The organism is Pseudomonas arvensis (genome assembly GCF_056688935.1).
In genome coordinates, this window is sequence record NZ_CP162038.1 from 966,470 (window position 1) to 981,772 (window position 15,303).

Genomic DNA, 15,303 nt, shown 5'->3' on the forward strand with positions numbered 1-15,303 from the left:
TCCCACCTTGACCGAGTTCTAACATTTGAAATGTGGTCGAATGTGGGAGGGGCTTGTCCCCGATAGTGGTCTATCGGGCACTGCGCGTTTGTATGGCTTATCATTAGCCACCTAACGACGCTCACCAAGGTTCTCCCCGGCATGCTGGCTATCTTCCTCACCACCCTCACCATCACCGCGCCGGTATTCGCCATGCTGTTTCTGGGTGTGCTGCTCAAGCGCATCAATTGGATCAACGACAACTTTATCCACACGGCTTCGTCCCTGGTGTTCAACGTCACCATGCCGGCGCTGCTGTTTCTGGGCATCCTGCATGCCGACCTGCACTCGGCGCTCAAGCCGGGTCTGCTGATCTATTTCGCCGTCGCCACGCTGGCGAGCTTTGCGTTGGCCTGGGGCTGGGCGATTTTTCGCTGCAAGCGCGAAGACCGGGGCATCTATACCCAAGGCGCGTTTCGCGGCAATAACGGGGTGATCGGCCTGGCCTTGGCCGCCAGCATGTACGGCGACTACGGCATCTCTCTCGGTGCAATCCTCGCGGCGCTGGTGATCCTGTTCTACAACACCCTATCGACCATTGTGCTGGCGGTGTACAGCCCGGTGATCAAGTCCGACCCCTGGAGCATCTTCAAGAGTGTGGTGGCCAACCCGCTGATCATCAGCGTGATCGTGGCGGCGCCGTTTGCGTATTTTCAGATTGGCCTGCCTGGCTGGCTGGAAAAATCCATGCAATACCTGGCGGACACCACCTTGCCGCTGGCCTTGATCTGCATTGGCGGCACCTTGTCCCTGGCAGCGTTGCGCAAAAGCGGCAATATGGCGCTGAGCGCGAGCCTGATGAAGATGGTCTGGTTGCCGGTGGTCGCCACGCTGGGCGCCTGGCTGCTGGGCTTTCGCGGGCCGGAATTGGGGATTCTGTTCCTGTACTTCGGCGCGCCGACGGCCGCCGCCAGTTTCGTGATGGCGAGGGCGGCCGAAGGTAATCACGAGCTGGCGGCGGCGATTATTGTGATCACCACCTTGATGGCGGCGGTGACCACGAATATCGGTATTTTTGTGTTGCAGGCGGGTGGCTGGATCTAAGCTTCTTTCTGGTAGGTATCGATCACTTCCTGGGCAGCACGAAACGCATCGATCGCCGCCGGCACCCCTGCGTACACCGCACAGTGCAGCAATGCTTCGCGAATCTCTTCCACGGTGCAGCCATTGTTCAGTGCACCGCGTACGTGCCCCTTCAGCTCTTGTGGGCACTTGAGCGCAGTCAGCGCCGCCAGGGTGATCAGGCTGCGCGTCTTCAGCGGCAACCCTTCGCGGTTCCACACACTGCCCCAGGCATGTTCATTGACGAAATCCTGCAGCGGCTGGCTGAACTCGGTGGCATTGCCCAATGCGCGGTCGACGAATACATCGCCCATGACCTGGCGACGCATCTCAACCCCGGGTTTTTTCTGATCGGTCATTGCGATTCCCTCTTGTGTTGGCGGCGCCAGGCGCGCAGCGAGGTGAGCACCAGGAACACCACCAGCGCTGGCAGGATGTAATGCAGCATCAATTGTTCGAGTTTGGTGGCCAGGGGCATGCCGGTGGTGAACGCCATCACATGCAGCCCATACGCCAGGTACAACCCCAGTAACACCAGGCCTTCGGCGCGGGTCACGCGGTAACCGGTATAGAACACCGGCAGGCACAGCGCCACCACGCCGAGCATCACCGGCAGGTCGAAATCCAGGGCGTTGGGCGACACCGACAGCGGCGATGGCGCCAGCAGTGCCGTCAGCCCCAGCACACCCAGCAAGTTGAACAGGTTGCTGCCGATCACGTTGCCCACGGCAATTTCCCGCTCGCCGCGCAGGGCGGCAATCAGCGAAGTGGCCAGGCACGGCAGCGAGGTGCCGACGCCGATCAGCGTCAGGCCAATGATGCGTTCCGACAGGCCCAGGTCGCTGGCCACGTCCACCGCCGCGCCGAGCAACAGGTGGCCGGCCAGCACCAGGATCAGAAAGCCGCCGAGCATCAGCAATACGCTGCTCAGCCAGGGCGCTCGGGTCACCGTGTCCAGCGTGCGCGGGCGGCGCGAGTGGCGGGTCTGGTAGTGCAGCACGCCAAGATAGGCGATCAGGGCGATCAGCAGTAGCAGGCCATCGACCGGCGTCAGTTCTTCATTGGCCGCCAGGGTAAACACCAACAGGCCGGCGAGAATCATCACCGGGATATCCAGGCGCACCAACTGGCGCGAGACCCGCAAAGGGATGATCAGCGCCGACAGGCCGATGGTCACCAGGATGTTGAAGATGCTGCTGCCGATCACGCTGCCCACGGCGATATCGGTATTGCCGGACAGGGTCGCCTGCAGGCTGACGGTCATCTGTGGCGCGCTGCTGCCGAAGGCCACGATGGTCAGGCCGATGATCAATGGCCGTACCTTGAGACTGGCCGCGAGGCGCACCGCCGCGCGCACCAAAATTTCGGCGCCGACGATCAGCAGCACAAGGCCGCTGACCAGTTCGAGCAGGCTCCAGGGCGACAGGGTGGATAATCCAAAAATGGTCAGAGCCCTCCTGGTTAGTTGCTCATGGCCTGCACGCGAACCCGCGCAGTACCGCTGCGCAGCATGCCGAGTTGCTCGGCGGCTTCGCGGGAAAGATCGATCAGGCGCCCACGGGTATGCGGGCCGCGATCATTGATGCGGACCACGACGGAGTTGTCGTTGTCGAGATTGGTGACCTTGACTCGGGTGCCGAACGGCAGTTGCCGGTGGGCGGCGGTCAGGGCGTTCTGGTTGAAAGGTTCACCGCTGGCGGTTTTCTTGCCATGGTGCCGGGCGCCGTAATAGGAAGCGGTGCCGGTTTCGTCGTAGCCGTTGGGATTGATGAGGCCGCTGGCGCAACCGGTCAACAGGGAGAACAGGGCTAAAAGGCCAAGTAAACGGGTCATTCAAGGTATCCCCATTATCAAATGTGGGAGGGGGCTTGCCCCCTCCCACAGGAGGTCCGAGCCGAGCATGAAATCTGGCTTGGCCCCTTCACCGCTGTCAGCCTTCGAGCTTGCTTTTCAGCAGTTCGTTCACCTGTTGGGGGTTGGCCTTGCCTTTAGAGGCTTTCATGGCTTGGCCGACAAAGAAGCCGAACATCTTGCCGCGCTTGGCTTCGTCTGCCGCGCGGTATTGTTCGACCTGCTCGGCGTTGGCCGCCAGCATCTCATCCAGTACCGCCGAGATGGCGCCGCTGTCGGTGACCTGCTTGAGACCGCGTTTCTCGATGATCTCGTCAGCATTGCCTTCGCCCGCGGCCATCGCTTCAAACACAGTCTTCGCAATCTTGCCGGAGATGGTGTTGTCCTTGATGCGCAGCAGCATGCCGCCCAGCTGTTCGGCGGTCACTGGGGCTTCGTCGATTTCCAGGCCCTGCTTGTTCAGCAGGCTGCCCAGTTCAACCATGACCCAGTTGGCCGCCAGCTTGGCGTCGCCGGCAATGCTCACGACTTTTTCGAAGTAGTCGGCTTGCTCGCGGCTGGACGCCAATACGCTGGCGTCGTAGACCGACAGGCCGAACTGCTCTTGGAAGCGCTCGCGTTTTTGCGGCGGCAATTCCGGCAGGGTGGCGCGGATGTCATCCAGGAACGAGTCCTCGATGACCACCGGCAACAGGTCCGGGTCGGGGAAGTAACGGTAGTCGTTGGCTTCCTCCTTGCTGCGCATGGCGCGGGTTTCGTCTTTGTTCGGGTCGTAGAGGCGGGTCTGCTGGATCACCTTGCCGCCGTCTTCGATCAGTTCGATCTGGCGACGCACTTCGGTGTTGATCGCCTTCTCGATGAAACGGAACGAGTTGACGTTCTTGATCTCGCAGCGGGTACCGTACTCGGCCTGGCCTTTTGGCCGCACCGACACGTTGCAGTCGCAACGCAGCGAGCCTTCGGCCATGTTGCCGTCGCAGATGCCCAGGTAGCGCACCAGTGCGTGGATGGTCTTGACGTAGGCCACGGCTTCCTTGGCACTGCGCATGTCCGGCTCGGACACGATCTCCAGCAGCGGCGTGCCGGCGCGGTTCAGGTCGATGCCGGTGGCACCGTTGAACTCTTCATGCAGGCTTTTGCCGGCGTCTTCTTCCAGGTGGGCGCGGGTGACGCCGACACGTTTGATGGTGCCGTCTTCCAGCGGGATGTCCAGGTAGCCCTTGCCGACGATCGGCAATTCCATCTGGCTGATCTGGTAGCCCTTGGGCAGGTCCGGGTAGAAGTAGTTCTTGCGCGCAAACACGTTGTGCTGGCCGATCTCGGCGTCAATCGCCAGGCCGAACATCACCGCCATGCGCACCGCTTCCTGGTTCAGCACCGGCAAAACGCCGGGCATGCCCAGGTCGACCAGGCTGGCCTGGGTGTTGGGCTCGGAGCCGAACGTGGTGGCGCTACCGGAGAAAATCTTCGATTGGGTGGCGAGCTGGGTATGAATCTCCAGCCCGATCACAACTTCCCATTGCATAGTGTTCTCCTCAGAAGCCGGTAGGGGTGCGAGTGTGCCAGTCGGTGTTCAACTGGTACTGGTGCGCCACATTGAGCAGGCGGCCTTCCTGGAAATACGGTGCGAGCAATTGCACGCCCACCGGCAGGCCATCGACGAAGCCGGCCGGCATGGACAGGCCCGGCAAGCCCGCGAGGTTGGCGGTGATGGTGTAGAGGTCTTCCAGGTACTCGGCAATCGGGTCGCCGGTCTTGGCGCCGATCTTCCAGGCCGGGTTCGGCGTGGTTGGACCGAGGATCACGTCGACTTCTTCAAAGGCCGCCATGAAGTCGTTCTTGATCAGGCGACGGATCTTTTGCGCCTTGAGGTAGTACGCGTCGTAATAACCCGCCGACAAGGCGTAGGCACCGACCATGATCCGGCGTTGTACTTCGGCACCGAAGCCTTCGCCACGGGAGCGTTTGTAGAGGTCGGTGAGGTCTTTCGGGTTTTCGCAGCGGTAGCCAAAACGCACGCCGTCGAAACGCGACAGGTTGGAGGAGGCTTCTGCCGGCGCGATCACGTAGTAGGCAGGAATCGCGTGCTGGTTGTTCGGCAGGCTGATTTCCTTGATCACGGCGCCCAGGCCTTCCAGCGTCTTGATGCTGTTGTGCACCAATTCGGCGATGCGCGGGTCAAGACCGGCGCTGAAGTATTCCTTCGGCACGCCTATGCGCAGGCCTTTGAGCGAGGTGTTCAGGCTGGCGCTGTAGTCCGGCACGGGCTCATCGATGCTGGTTGAGTCCTGTGGATCAAAGCCAGCCATGCCTTGTAACAATATTGCGCAGTCTTCAGCGGTGCGGGCCAGCGGGCCGCCCTGATCGAGGCTGGATGCGTACGCGATCATGCCCCAGCGGGAAACGCGACCGTAGGTCGGCTTCAACCCGGTGAGGTTGGTGAAGGCAGCCGGTTGGCGAATGGAGCCGCCGGTGTCGGTGGCCGTGGCGGCCGGCAGGAAGCGCGCGGCGACGGCAGCAGCCGAACCGCCGGACGAACCGCCTGGCACGTGTTTCAGGTTCCACGGGTTTTTTACCGCGCCGTAGTAGCTCGACTCGTTGGCCGAACCCATGGCGAATTCGTCCATGTTGGTCTTGCCCAAGGTCACGGCCCCGGCGGCAGCCAGCTTGGACACCACGGTGGCGTCGTAGGGCGCTTTAAAGTTGTCGAGCATCTTCGAGCCGCAGCTGGTGCGTATGCCCTGGGTGCAGAACAGGTCTTTGTGGGCGATTGGAGCGCCCAGCAGTGCGCCGTTTTCACCGTTGGCGCGACGTACGTCGGCGGCCTTGGCCTGGCTCAGGGCCAGTTCTTCGGTGAGGCTGATGAAGCTGTTGACCTTGGGATCCAGCGCAGTAATACGCGCCAGCAGGGTCTTGGTCAGCTCTTCGGAGGAAAACGTTTTGTCGGCGAGACCGCGGGCGATCTCGGCCAGAGTCATGTGATGCATGAAAGGCTCTTTCCCTTTAGTCGATGACTTTCGGAACCAGGTACAGGCCGTTTTCGACCGCTGGTGCGATGGACTGGTAGGCCTCGCGATTATTGCGCTCGGTCACGACGTCTGCGCGCAGGCGCTGGCTGGCTTCCAGCGGGTGAGCCAGGGGCTCGATGCCGTCGGTGTTCACGGCCTGCATTTGGTCAACCAGCCCGAGAATGCTGTTCAGGGCTGCGGTGGTCTGTGGAAGATCGGCGTCATTGAGGCCAAGCGAGGCCAGATGCGCGATTTTTTCCACGTCGGAGCGTTCAAGCGCCATGGGAATCTCCAGTGGAAAACAGAACGGAGGCTGTCCGTGTGTTAGATTGTCGGAACACTACCGCATTTCTACGGTCATATGGCCGCGATTGTGGGGGTTGGTGCACAGAAAGTCGGCCAATTTAGCACATTGGCGCCTTGCCCAAAATCCCTGTCGTTGTTAGAGTTTGCCGCACTTTTTTACCCACGCGTTGCCTAGGGTCCTTTCCCCATGTTCAAGAAACTGCGTGGCATGTTTTCCAGCGATCTTTCCATTGACCTGGGCACTGCCAACACCCTTATTTACGTGCGCGAGCGCGGTATCGTTCTGAATGAGCCATCGGTTGTGGCCATTCGGACCCATGGTAATCAGAAAAGTGTCGTTGCCGTCGGCACCGAGGCCAAGCGCATGCTCGGCCGTACACCAGGCAATATTGCCGCCATTCGTCCGATGAAGGACGGCGTGATCGCCGACTTCAGTGTCTGCGAGAAGATGCTGCAGTACTTCATCAACAAGGTTCACGAAAACAGTTTCCTGCAGCCCAGCCCTCGTGTGCTGATCTGCGTTCCATGCAAGTCCACCCAGGTTGAGCGTCGTGCCATTCGTGAATCGGCCCTTGGCGCCGGTGCCCGTGAAGTGTTCCTGATCGAAGAGCCAATGGCTGCTGCGATCGGTGCCGGCCTGCCGGTTGAAGAAGCCCGCGGTTCGATGGTGGTGGATATCGGTGGTGGTACTACCGAGATCGCCCTGATTTCCCTGAACGGTGTGGTGTACGCAGAATCCGTGCGCGTGGGCGGCGACCGCTTCGACGAAGCGATCATCACGTATGTGCGTCGTAACTACGGCAGCCTGATCGGCGAATCCACCGCCGAACGCATCAAGCAGGAAATCGGTACCGCTTACCCAGGCGGCGAAGTGCGCGAAGTCGATGTTCGCGGTCGCAACCTGGCCGAAGGCGTTCCACGTGCCTTCACCCTGAACTCCAACGAAGTGCTGGAAGCTCTGCAAGAGTCCCTGGCCACCATCGTTCAGGCTGTGAAGAGCGCCCTGGAGCAATCGCCGCCGGAGCTGGCTTCCGATATCGCCGAGCGTGGCCTGGTACTGACCGGTGGTGGCGCCTTGCTGCGCGACCTCGACAAGTTGCTGGCCCAGGAAACCGGCCTGCCGGTGATCGTCGCCGAAGACCCGCTGACCTGCGTTGCGCGTGGCGGTGGTCGTGCACTGGAAATGATGGATAAACACACCATGGACCTGCTTTCCAGCGAATAAGATCGTTGGTTACTCCATGTTTCGCCCGCAGGCAGCACTTTGCAGTGCTGCCTGTTGGCGTTTATCTTCTTCAATCTGCATCCAGGCCGGTTAGATGCCGTATGAATAAAGAGAACATTTGCCTGGGAGGAGCGGCTTATTAAACCGCTTTTCGCCAAAGGCCCCTCATTGGGCGTGCGCTTACTGGTGCTGGTCGTGCTTTCGGTCGCGTTGATGGTGGTCGATGCCCGCTTCTCACTGCTCAAGCCGGTGCGTAGCCAGATGTCGCTGGTGTTGATGCAGACATACTGGGTCACCGATCTGCCGCAACGGCTCTACCAGGGGGTGGCCAGCCAATTCGGCAGCCGCACCGAACTCGTCGCCGAAAACGAAAAACTCAAGACCGAAAACCTGCTGTTGCAGGGGCGCATGCAAAAGCTCGCGGCCCTCACCGAGCAGAACGTTCGGCTGCGCGAGCTGCTCAACTCTTCGGCACTGGTCAACGAAAAGGTCGAAGTGGCCGAGTTGATCGGCATGGACCCGAATCCCTTTACCCACCGCATCATCATCAACAAGGGTGAGCGCGACGGTGTGGTCCTCGGTCAGCCGGTACTGGATGCCCGTGGCCTGATGGGGCAGGTAGTCGAGCTGATGCCCTACACCTCGCGGGTGCTGCTGCTGACGGACACGACCCACAGCATTCCGGTGCAGGTCAACCGTAACGGCTTGCGTGCGATTGCCAGCGGCACCGGCAACCCTGAGCGCCTTGAATTGCGTCACGTCGCCGACACGGCCGACATCAAGGAAGGTGACCTGCTGGTCAGCTCCGGCCTGGGCCAGCGGTTCCCGGCGGGTTACCCGGTGGCGACGGTCAAGGAAGTGATCCACGATTCCGGCCAGCCTTTCGCCATTGTGCGCGCCGTGCCCACTGCCGCCCTGAACCGCAGCCGCTATCTACTGCTGGTGTTCAGCGACAACCGCACGCCGGAAGAGCGTGCCAACGACGCCGCCCAGGCTCAGGAAGCGGAAGACAAGAAGAACGGCACTGCGCCGGTGATTCCTGCGACCGTACCCAAGCCCGCAGTAGCGACTCCTGTTGCTCCGGCAGTTGCTCCGGTGGTCACGCCGGCCAAACCAGCGGCCCATAGTGCAACGCCGGTGAAACCGACAGCGGCGAAACCACCCGCCACCACGACGCCTGCTGTGAGGCCTGCGGCCGCAGCCCCGGCCACCACGCGGCAGAGGGAGGAATAATGGCCGGTACTCATTCGAGCAATGGCTGGATCGTCTGGCTGACATTCGCTGTCGGGCTGCTGCTCAGCGTTTCCCCGCTGCCCCAATTCATGGAAATCCTGCGACCGCTCTGGCTGGCCTTGCTGCTGGCCTTCTGGTCGCTGAACCTGCCGCATAAAGTGGGTATGGTCACGGCCATGTTCCTGGGGTTGGCGGAAGATGTGCTGTATGGCACCTTGCTGGGCCAGAACGCGTTGATCCTGACCCTGATCACCTTCCTGGTGCTGTCGTTGCAGCAGCGTTTGCGCATGTTCCCGATGTGGCAGCAGTGCCTGGTGATCCTGGTAATCTTCGGCCTGGCGCAGTTGGTGCAACTGTGGCTCAGCGCCTTGACCGGTAACCGTCAGCCAACCCTGGCGCTGGTATTGCCAGCCCTGGTCAGTGCGCTCTTGTGGCCCTGGATCAGCTTCGGTCTGCGTGGGTTGAGTCGGCGCTATAAAATCAATTGAATGGATTGCGAGGCTCTGCCTGGTTATCGAACCCCACAGGGAGAGACTGCAATGAATTCGCTTTATCTGGCCTCGGGCTCCCCAAGACGGCGTGAACTGCTGACCCAGATCGGTGTGCCCTTCACCGTGGTCAGCGCGGCTATCGATGAAACTCCTCTTACCAATGAATCGGCTGTTGCCTACGTCGAGCGTCTTGCGCGCGGCAAGGCGGCGGCGGGATTTTCCGCGCTTGAGCATTCGCCGGGCGCTTGTGTGTTGGGCGCTGACACGGCAGTGATCGTGGACGGTCAGATCCTCGGCAAGCCGGTTGACCAGGCCGATGCCCTGGCGATGTTGATGGCCTTGGCGAAACGTGAGCATGAAGTGCTCACCGCTATTGCCCTTACCGACGGCCAGCGCTGTGAAACCCAATGTGTAAGCAGTCGTGTACGTTTTCGCGCGATTTCTGTCGAAGAAGCGACAACCTACTGGCACAGCGGCGAACCCCGGGACAAGGCGGGCGGCTATGCTATTCAAGGGCTTGGCTCGGTGTTTGTCGCCGGTCTCAATGGCAGCTATTCCGCCGTTGTAGGGCTGCCGGTGTGCGAAACCGCGCAACTGCTTGCCCGATTCGGCATACCCTGTTGGCAAAACCTTACCGTGCGCTAAACGCCTTGCACCAGCGCCCAGCCTTAAGCGACCGGCCACTATTGTGAAAACGCCTGAACGAGACCCAGCCATGAGTGAAGAGATTCTGATCAATATCACGCCGATGGAATCGCGCGTGGCGGTGGTAGAGAACGGTGTTCTGCAAGAAGTGCACGTTGAGCGCACCCAAAAGCGCGGGATCGTGGGCAATATCTATAAAGGCAAAGTCGTGCGGGTATTGCCGGGGATGCAGGCGGCATTCGTCGACATCGGCCTGGACCGCGCTGCGTTTATCCATGCTTCGGAAATTTCCCTGCGCGAAGGGCCGACGGTAGAAAGCATCAGCGCCCTGGTGCATGAAGGGCAGAGCCTGGTGGTGCAAGTCACCAAGGACCCCATCGGTTCCAAAGGCGCACGCCTGACCACCCAGTTGTCGATTCCGTCGCGTTACCTGGTGTATATGCCGCGTACCGCCCACGTCGGCATTTCCCTGAAAATCGAAGATGAAGCGGAACGCGAACGTCTGAAAAAGGTGGTCAGCGACTGCGTGGCCGCCGAAGGCATCAAGGAGGCCGGCGGTTTCATCCTGCGTACTGCCGCTGAAGGCGCGGGTGCTGATGAAATCCTGATGGACATCCGTTACCTGCGGCGCCTGTGGGACCAGATCGGCGCGCAGATCAAGACCATCGGCGCGCCAAGTGTCATCTATGAGGACCTGGGCCTGGCCCTGCGCACATTGCGCGATCTGGTCAGCCCCAAGATTGAGAAAATCCGCATCGACTCGCGGGAAACCTTCCAGCGAACCACGCAATTTGTGGCCGAGTTGATGCCGGAAATTGCCGACCGCCTGGAACACTACCCCGGCGAGCGGCCGATCTTCGACCTGTATGGCGTCGAAGACGAAATCCAGAAAGCCCTGGAACGCAAGGTGCCGCTCAAGTCCGGCGGCTATCTGGTGGTAGACCCGGCGGAAGCCATGACCACCATCGACGTCAACACGGGCGCTTTCGTTGGTCATCGCAACCTCGAAGAGACAATCTTCAAGACCAACCTCGAAGCGGCCACCGCGATTGCGCGCCAACTGCGCCTGCGCAACCTGGGCGGCATCATCATCATCGACTTCATCGATATGGAAGACGAAGATCACCAGCGCCAGGTGCTGCGCACCCTGGAAAAACAACTGGAGCGCGATCACGCCAAGACCAACATCATCGGTATAACCGAGCTGGGCCTGGTGCAGATGACCCGCAAGCGCACCCGCGAAAGCCTGGAGCAGGTGCTGTGCGAGCCGTGCAGCAGTTGCCAGGGTCGCGGTAAGTTGAAGACCCCCGAAACGGTTTGCTACGAGATTTTCCGGGAAATCTTACGGGAGGCACGGGCTTATCAGGCTGAAGGTTATAGAGTCCTCGCCAACCAGAAAGTGGTTGATCGCCTGCTGGACGAAGAGTCCGGTAACGTTGCCGAGCTGGAGGGGTTTATCGGCCGCACGATCCGTTTCCAGGTTGAAACCATGTATTCCCAGGAACAATACGACGTGGTGCTGCTCTGATCCCCATTCGCTTTCTTTCTTCGAGACGGGCAGACCTTGATCTGCCGTCCGCCTACTGCCTTGAGGGTCGCCTGACATGGAGCGTCTGATACGCTTTTTTGCCGCTTTGACCCGTTGGGGCCTGGGCCTCTGTGCCTTGCTGCTGGTATTGGCTGCGGTGTATGTGAGCCTGGGTCGTGAATTGACCCCGCTGGTGGCTGAATACCGCGCCGAAGTCGAAGCCAAGGCCCAGGCGGCGGTGGGCATGCCACTGCACATCGGCAGCCTTGAAGGGCGCTGGAGCGGTTTCGCACCGGTGCTGCTGGCCCATGATGTGATGGTCGGCGAGGGCAGCAGCGCCTTGCGCCTGGATCAGGTCGAGGTGGTGCCGGCTATCTGGGACAGCCTGATGGCGCGTGAGGTGCGTCTTTCGCACCTGCAGGTCAGTGGCCTGCAACTGAGCGCCAAGGAAGACAAGGACGGCCATTGGGCGCTTCAGGGTCTGCCGGTGCAGGACGATCAGCCGCTGGATCCGCAGCAGTTACTCAAGCGCATGCAGATGGTCAAGCGCGTGTCGTTGCTCGACAGCCAGGTCACCTTGCAACCGTTCGATCAGGCACCGGTCACATTGACCTACGTGGGCCTGAGCTTGCACACCGGCATCACCCGTCAACGCCTGGACGCACGCCTGACCTTGCCGGACGGCCAGCCCCTGGCGCTCAGCCTGCGCAGCCGCATTCGTGCCAGTCAATGGAAGGACGCTGAGATTCAGGCCTACCTCAGCCTGCCGCAGAGCGACTGGGCCAAGTGGATCCCGGCCAGGCTGACCCAGCAGTGGACACTTTCGCAGTTCAAGGCCGGCGGTGAGTTCTGGCTGAACTGGAGCAAAGGCACTGTGCAAAGTGCGGTGGTACGTCTCAACTCGCCACAGCTGAAGGGCCGCTACGCCGAGCGCAAGCCGGTGCACATCGAAAACCTTGCCCTCACGGCTTACCTGCAACGCAGTGATACCGGCCTTAAGGTGCTGTTTGATTCGCTGGCGATGAGCCTGGGCGAAACCCGTTGGGAGTCGCGCCTGCAATTGCAGCAGACCCTGGCCACCGACAAGGCGCAGGAAGTCTGGAAGCTGCAGGCGGACCGCCTCGACCTGACCCCGATCACGCCGTTGCTCAACGCCCTGGCGCCGCTGCCCGAAGGTTTCGCCAAGACCCTCGAACATCTGAAGGCCACCGGCCTGCTACGTAATGTGCTGGTGGATTTTCGCCCTGAAGACACCACCGATCAAAAAGTCAGTTTTGCCGCCAACCTTGAGCGGGTCGGCTTCGACGCCTATTTCGGCGCACCGGCGGCGCGAAACGTGTCCGGCAGCATCAGCGGGGACCTTGGCGGTGGCGAGTTGCGCATGGACAGCAAGGATTTTTCCCTGCATCTCGATCCAATCTTCGCCAAGCCCTGGCAGTACCTTCAGGCCAATGCGCGCCTGACCTGGAAGCTGGACAAAGAAGGCTTCACCCTGATCGCCCCGTACATCAAGGTGCTGGGAGAAGAGGGCAAGATCGCTGCGGACTTCCTGATCCGCCTGCATTTCGACCACAGCCAGGAAGACTATATGGACCTGCGGGTCGGCATGGTCGACGGCGATGGGCGTTTCACTGCCAAGTACCTGCCAGCGGTGTTGAGCCCAGCACTGGATGAGTGGTTGCGCACGGCGATTCTCAAGGGCGCGGTGGATCAAGGTTTCTTCCAGTATCAGGGTTCGCTGAACCACGACGCGTTGCCGGCTGCGCGCAACATCAGCCTGTTCTTCAAGGTGCATGACGCCGAATTGGCGTTCCAGCCAGGCTGGCCCCATGTGAGCAAGGTCAAGGGTGAGGTGTTTGTCGAAGAGACCGGCGTGCGCATCCTGGCCAGCAAGGGTCAACTGCTGGATACCAAGGTCAATGACATCTACGTCAATATTCCCCACACACCGTCCGGCAAGGAAAGCCATCTGCTGCTCACGGGTGGTTTTGCCGGCGGCTTGGGTGATGGACTGAAGATTCTCCAGGAAGCGCCGATTGGCACTGCTTCCACCTTCGCGGGCTGGAAAGGCGAAGGTGACCTGCAAGGCAAATTGGACTTGGACGTTCCGCTGGCCAAAGGCATCGAGCCCAAGATCGTGGTGGATTTCCAGACCGACAATGCGCGCCTGCAACTGGCTGAGCCGACCCTTGACCTGACCCAGCTCAAGGGCAACTTCCGCTTCGACAGTGCCAAGGGCCTGAGTGGCGAGAAAATCACGGCCCAGGCGTTTGATCGGCCGATCACTGCGCAGATTTTTGCCGACGGCAAACCGGGCAATATCAGCACCCGTGTCGCCGCCAGGGGGCAGGTGACGGTCAAGCGGTTGACGGATTGGTTGAAAATCAGCCAGCCGTTGCCGGTGTCCGGCGATATCCCGTACCAGTTGCAACTCAACCTGGACGGTGCCGACAGCCAACTAATGGTCAGCTCCAACCTCAAGGGCGTTGCAGTGGACCTGCCGGCGCCGTTCGGCATGCCAGCCAGCCAGGGGCGTGACAGCGTGTTCCGCATGACCTTGCAGGGCGCCGAGCGCCGCTACTGGTTTGATTACGGCGAGCTTGCCAATTTCACCTTTGCCGCGCCGCCGGACAAATTCAATGATGGCCGTGGCGAGTTGTTCCTCGGCGATGGCGACGCCGTGCTGCCCGCCGCCAAGGGCTTGCGTATTCGTGGGGTGCTCTCGGAGCTGGACATCGACCCATGGAAAAAACTGGTCAACCGGTATGCCGGCAACGACCCGGGCGGCAGTGCAAAGCAACTGCTCAGCGGTGCCGACTTCAAGATAGGCAAACTCACCGGTTTGGGCACTCAGTTCGATCAGGTCAGTCTGCAGTTGGACCGAAAACCCGCCGCCTGGGGCATGCAGTTCGACAGCCAGCAGGCCAAGGGCAGCGTCAGCTTGCCGGATGCCAAGGGCGCGCCGATTGCAGTCAACCTGCAATACGTAAAATTACCCGCGGTGGACCCGACGGTGCAGGCTGATGAAAACGCGCCGGACCCGTTGGCCAGCATTGATCCAAAAGACATTCCGGCGCTGGATATCGCCATTGCGCAACTGTTCCAGGGGCCCGATCTGGTGGGTGCATGGTCGCTGAAAATCCGCCCAACCACCAAAGGCCTGGCTTTCAGCGATCTGGACCTGGGCCTGAAGGGCATGCAGCTCAAGGGCGCCGGCGGATGGGAAGGCGCTGCCGGGACCAGCAGCAGTTGGTACAAAGGCCGTCTGGACGGCAAGAACATCGCCGATGTGCTCAAGGGCTGGGGATATGCGCCCACGGTCACCAGCGAAGACTTCCATCTGGATGTGGACGGACGTTGGCCGGGTTCGCCGGCTTGGGTCGGGCCGAAGCGCTTTTCCGGTAGCCTGGATGCAGCGTTTCGCAAAGGTCAGTTTGTTGAAGTGGAAGGGGGTGCCCGGGCGCTGCGCGTGTTCGGCCTGCTCAACTTCAACTCCATCGGGCGCCGCCTGCGGTTGGATTTCTCCGATCTGCTCGGCAAGGGGTTGAGTTACGACCGGGTCAAAGGCCTGCTGGCAGCGAGCGATGGTGTGTTCGTCACTCGTGAGCCGATCACGCTGACCGGGCCGTCGAGCAACCTGGAACTCAACGGTACTTTGGACCTGGTGGCTGATCGCGTCGATGCCAAGCTGTTGGTGACATTGCCGGTGACCAACAACCTGCCGATCGCAGCGCTGATCGTCGGCGCGCCCGCCATTGGCGGGGCGTTGTTCCTGATCGACAAGCTGATCGGTGACCGTGTCTCGCGTTTTGCCAGCGTCCAATACAAGGTGGAAGGGCCGTGGAAGGATCCAAAAATCACCTTCGACAAGCCATTTGAAAAACCAAACTGAGAGCCTGCGGAGTAGCATGGGGC

General features: G+C 60.9%; 13 protein-coding genes. 7 read left to right on the top strand and 6 right to left on the bottom strand.

What is annotated here, in order from left to right:
• The first annotated feature begins 141 nt into the window (after nt 1-141).
• Nucleotides 142-1,083 (top strand): AEC family transporter, encoded by a 942-nt coding sequence (locus tag AB3G88_RS04340; protein WP_099587100.1) that lies wholly within the window; start codon nt 142-144, stop codon nt 1,081-1,083.
• On the opposite strand, the gene AB3G88_RS04345 is transcribed toward AB3G88_RS04340, so the two are convergent.
• The 6 genes from AB3G88_RS04345 to gatC form a co-directional block, all read right to left on the bottom strand.
• On the bottom strand, nt 1,080-1,460 hold the full coding sequence (locus tag AB3G88_RS04345; protein WP_099587101.1) for a carboxymuconolactone decarboxylase family protein: 381 nt from the start codon (nt 1,458-1,460) through the stop codon (nt 1,080-1,082). The genes AB3G88_RS04340 and AB3G88_RS04345 overlap by 4 nt on opposite strands.
• Complete coding sequence (locus tag AB3G88_RS04350; protein WP_480454409.1) at nt 1,457-2,503, bottom strand: calcium/sodium antiporter; 1,047 nt, start codon at nt 2,501-2,503, stop codon at nt 1,457-1,459. The genes AB3G88_RS04345 and AB3G88_RS04350 overlap by 4 nt, the downstream gene beginning before the upstream one ends.
• A 59-nt stretch (nt 2,504-2,562) precedes the next feature.
• Nucleotides 2,563-2,934: a septal ring lytic transglycosylase RlpA family protein gene (locus AB3G88_RS04355; protein ID WP_099587103.1), complete on the bottom strand. Its 372-nt coding sequence runs from the start codon at nt 2,932-2,934 to the stop codon at nt 2,563-2,565.
• Between the two features lie 97 nt (nt 2,935-3,031).
• Nucleotides 3,032-4,477 carry an Asp-tRNA(Asn)/Glu-tRNA(Gln) amidotransferase subunit GatB gene (gatB, locus tag AB3G88_RS04360; RefSeq protein WP_099587104.1) on the bottom strand — a complete coding sequence of 482 codons (1,446 nt, stop codon included), beginning with the start codon at nt 4,475-4,477 and terminating at the stop codon, nt 3,032-3,034.
• Between the two features lie 10 nt (nt 4,478-4,487).
• Nucleotides 4,488-5,939 carry an Asp-tRNA(Asn)/Glu-tRNA(Gln) amidotransferase subunit GatA gene (gatA, locus tag AB3G88_RS04365; protein ID WP_480453374.1) on the bottom strand — a complete coding sequence of 484 codons (1,452 nt, stop codon included), beginning with the start codon at nt 5,937-5,939 and terminating at the stop codon, nt 4,488-4,490.
• 16 nt (nt 5,940-5,955) lie between these two features.
• Nucleotides 5,956-6,243, bottom strand: a complete 288-nt coding sequence (gatC, locus tag AB3G88_RS04370) for an Asp-tRNA(Asn)/Glu-tRNA(Gln) amidotransferase subunit GatC (RefSeq protein WP_003188556.1) — start codon at nt 6,241-6,243, stop codon at nt 5,956-5,958.
• 210 nt (nt 6,244-6,453) lie between these two features.
• On the opposite strand from gatC, the gene mreB reads away from it, so the two are divergent.
• The 6 genes from mreB (at nt 6,454) to AB3G88_RS04400 (ending at nt 15,280) form a co-directional block, all read left to right on the top strand.
• Nucleotides 6,454-7,491, top strand: coding sequence for a rod shape-determining protein MreB (gene mreB / locus AB3G88_RS04375; RefSeq protein ID WP_002555108.1), 1,038 nt, complete (start codon nt 6,454-6,456; stop codon nt 7,489-7,491).
• A 138-nt stretch (nt 7,492-7,629) separates the two neighbouring features.
• Nucleotides 7,630-8,724, top strand: a complete 1,095-nt coding sequence (gene mreC / locus AB3G88_RS04380; RefSeq protein WP_112193474.1) for a rod shape-determining protein MreC — start codon at nt 7,630-7,632, stop codon at nt 8,722-8,724.
• On the top strand, nt 8,724-9,212 hold the full coding sequence (mreD, locus tag AB3G88_RS04385; protein ID WP_099587107.1) for a rod shape-determining protein MreD: 489 nt from the start codon (nt 8,724-8,726) through the stop codon (nt 9,210-9,212). The genes mreC and mreD overlap by 1 nt, the downstream gene beginning before the upstream one ends.
• A 51-nt stretch (nt 9,213-9,263) precedes the next feature.
• On the top strand, nt 9,264-9,860 hold the full coding sequence (locus AB3G88_RS04390; RefSeq protein ID WP_158878404.1) for a Maf family protein: 597 nt from the start codon (nt 9,264-9,266) through the stop codon (nt 9,858-9,860).
• 70 nt (nt 9,861-9,930) lie between these two features.
• Nucleotides 9,931-11,388 (top strand): ribonuclease G, encoded by a 1,458-nt coding sequence (rng, locus tag AB3G88_RS04395; RefSeq protein WP_099587109.1) that lies wholly within the window; start codon nt 9,931-9,933, stop codon nt 11,386-11,388.
• 76 nt (nt 11,389-11,464) lie between these two features.
• Nucleotides 11,465-15,280, top strand: coding sequence for a YhdP family protein (locus tag AB3G88_RS04400; protein ID WP_480453377.1), 3,816 nt, complete (start codon nt 11,465-11,467; stop codon nt 15,278-15,280).
• Nucleotides 15,281-15,303 lie beyond the last annotated feature (23 nt).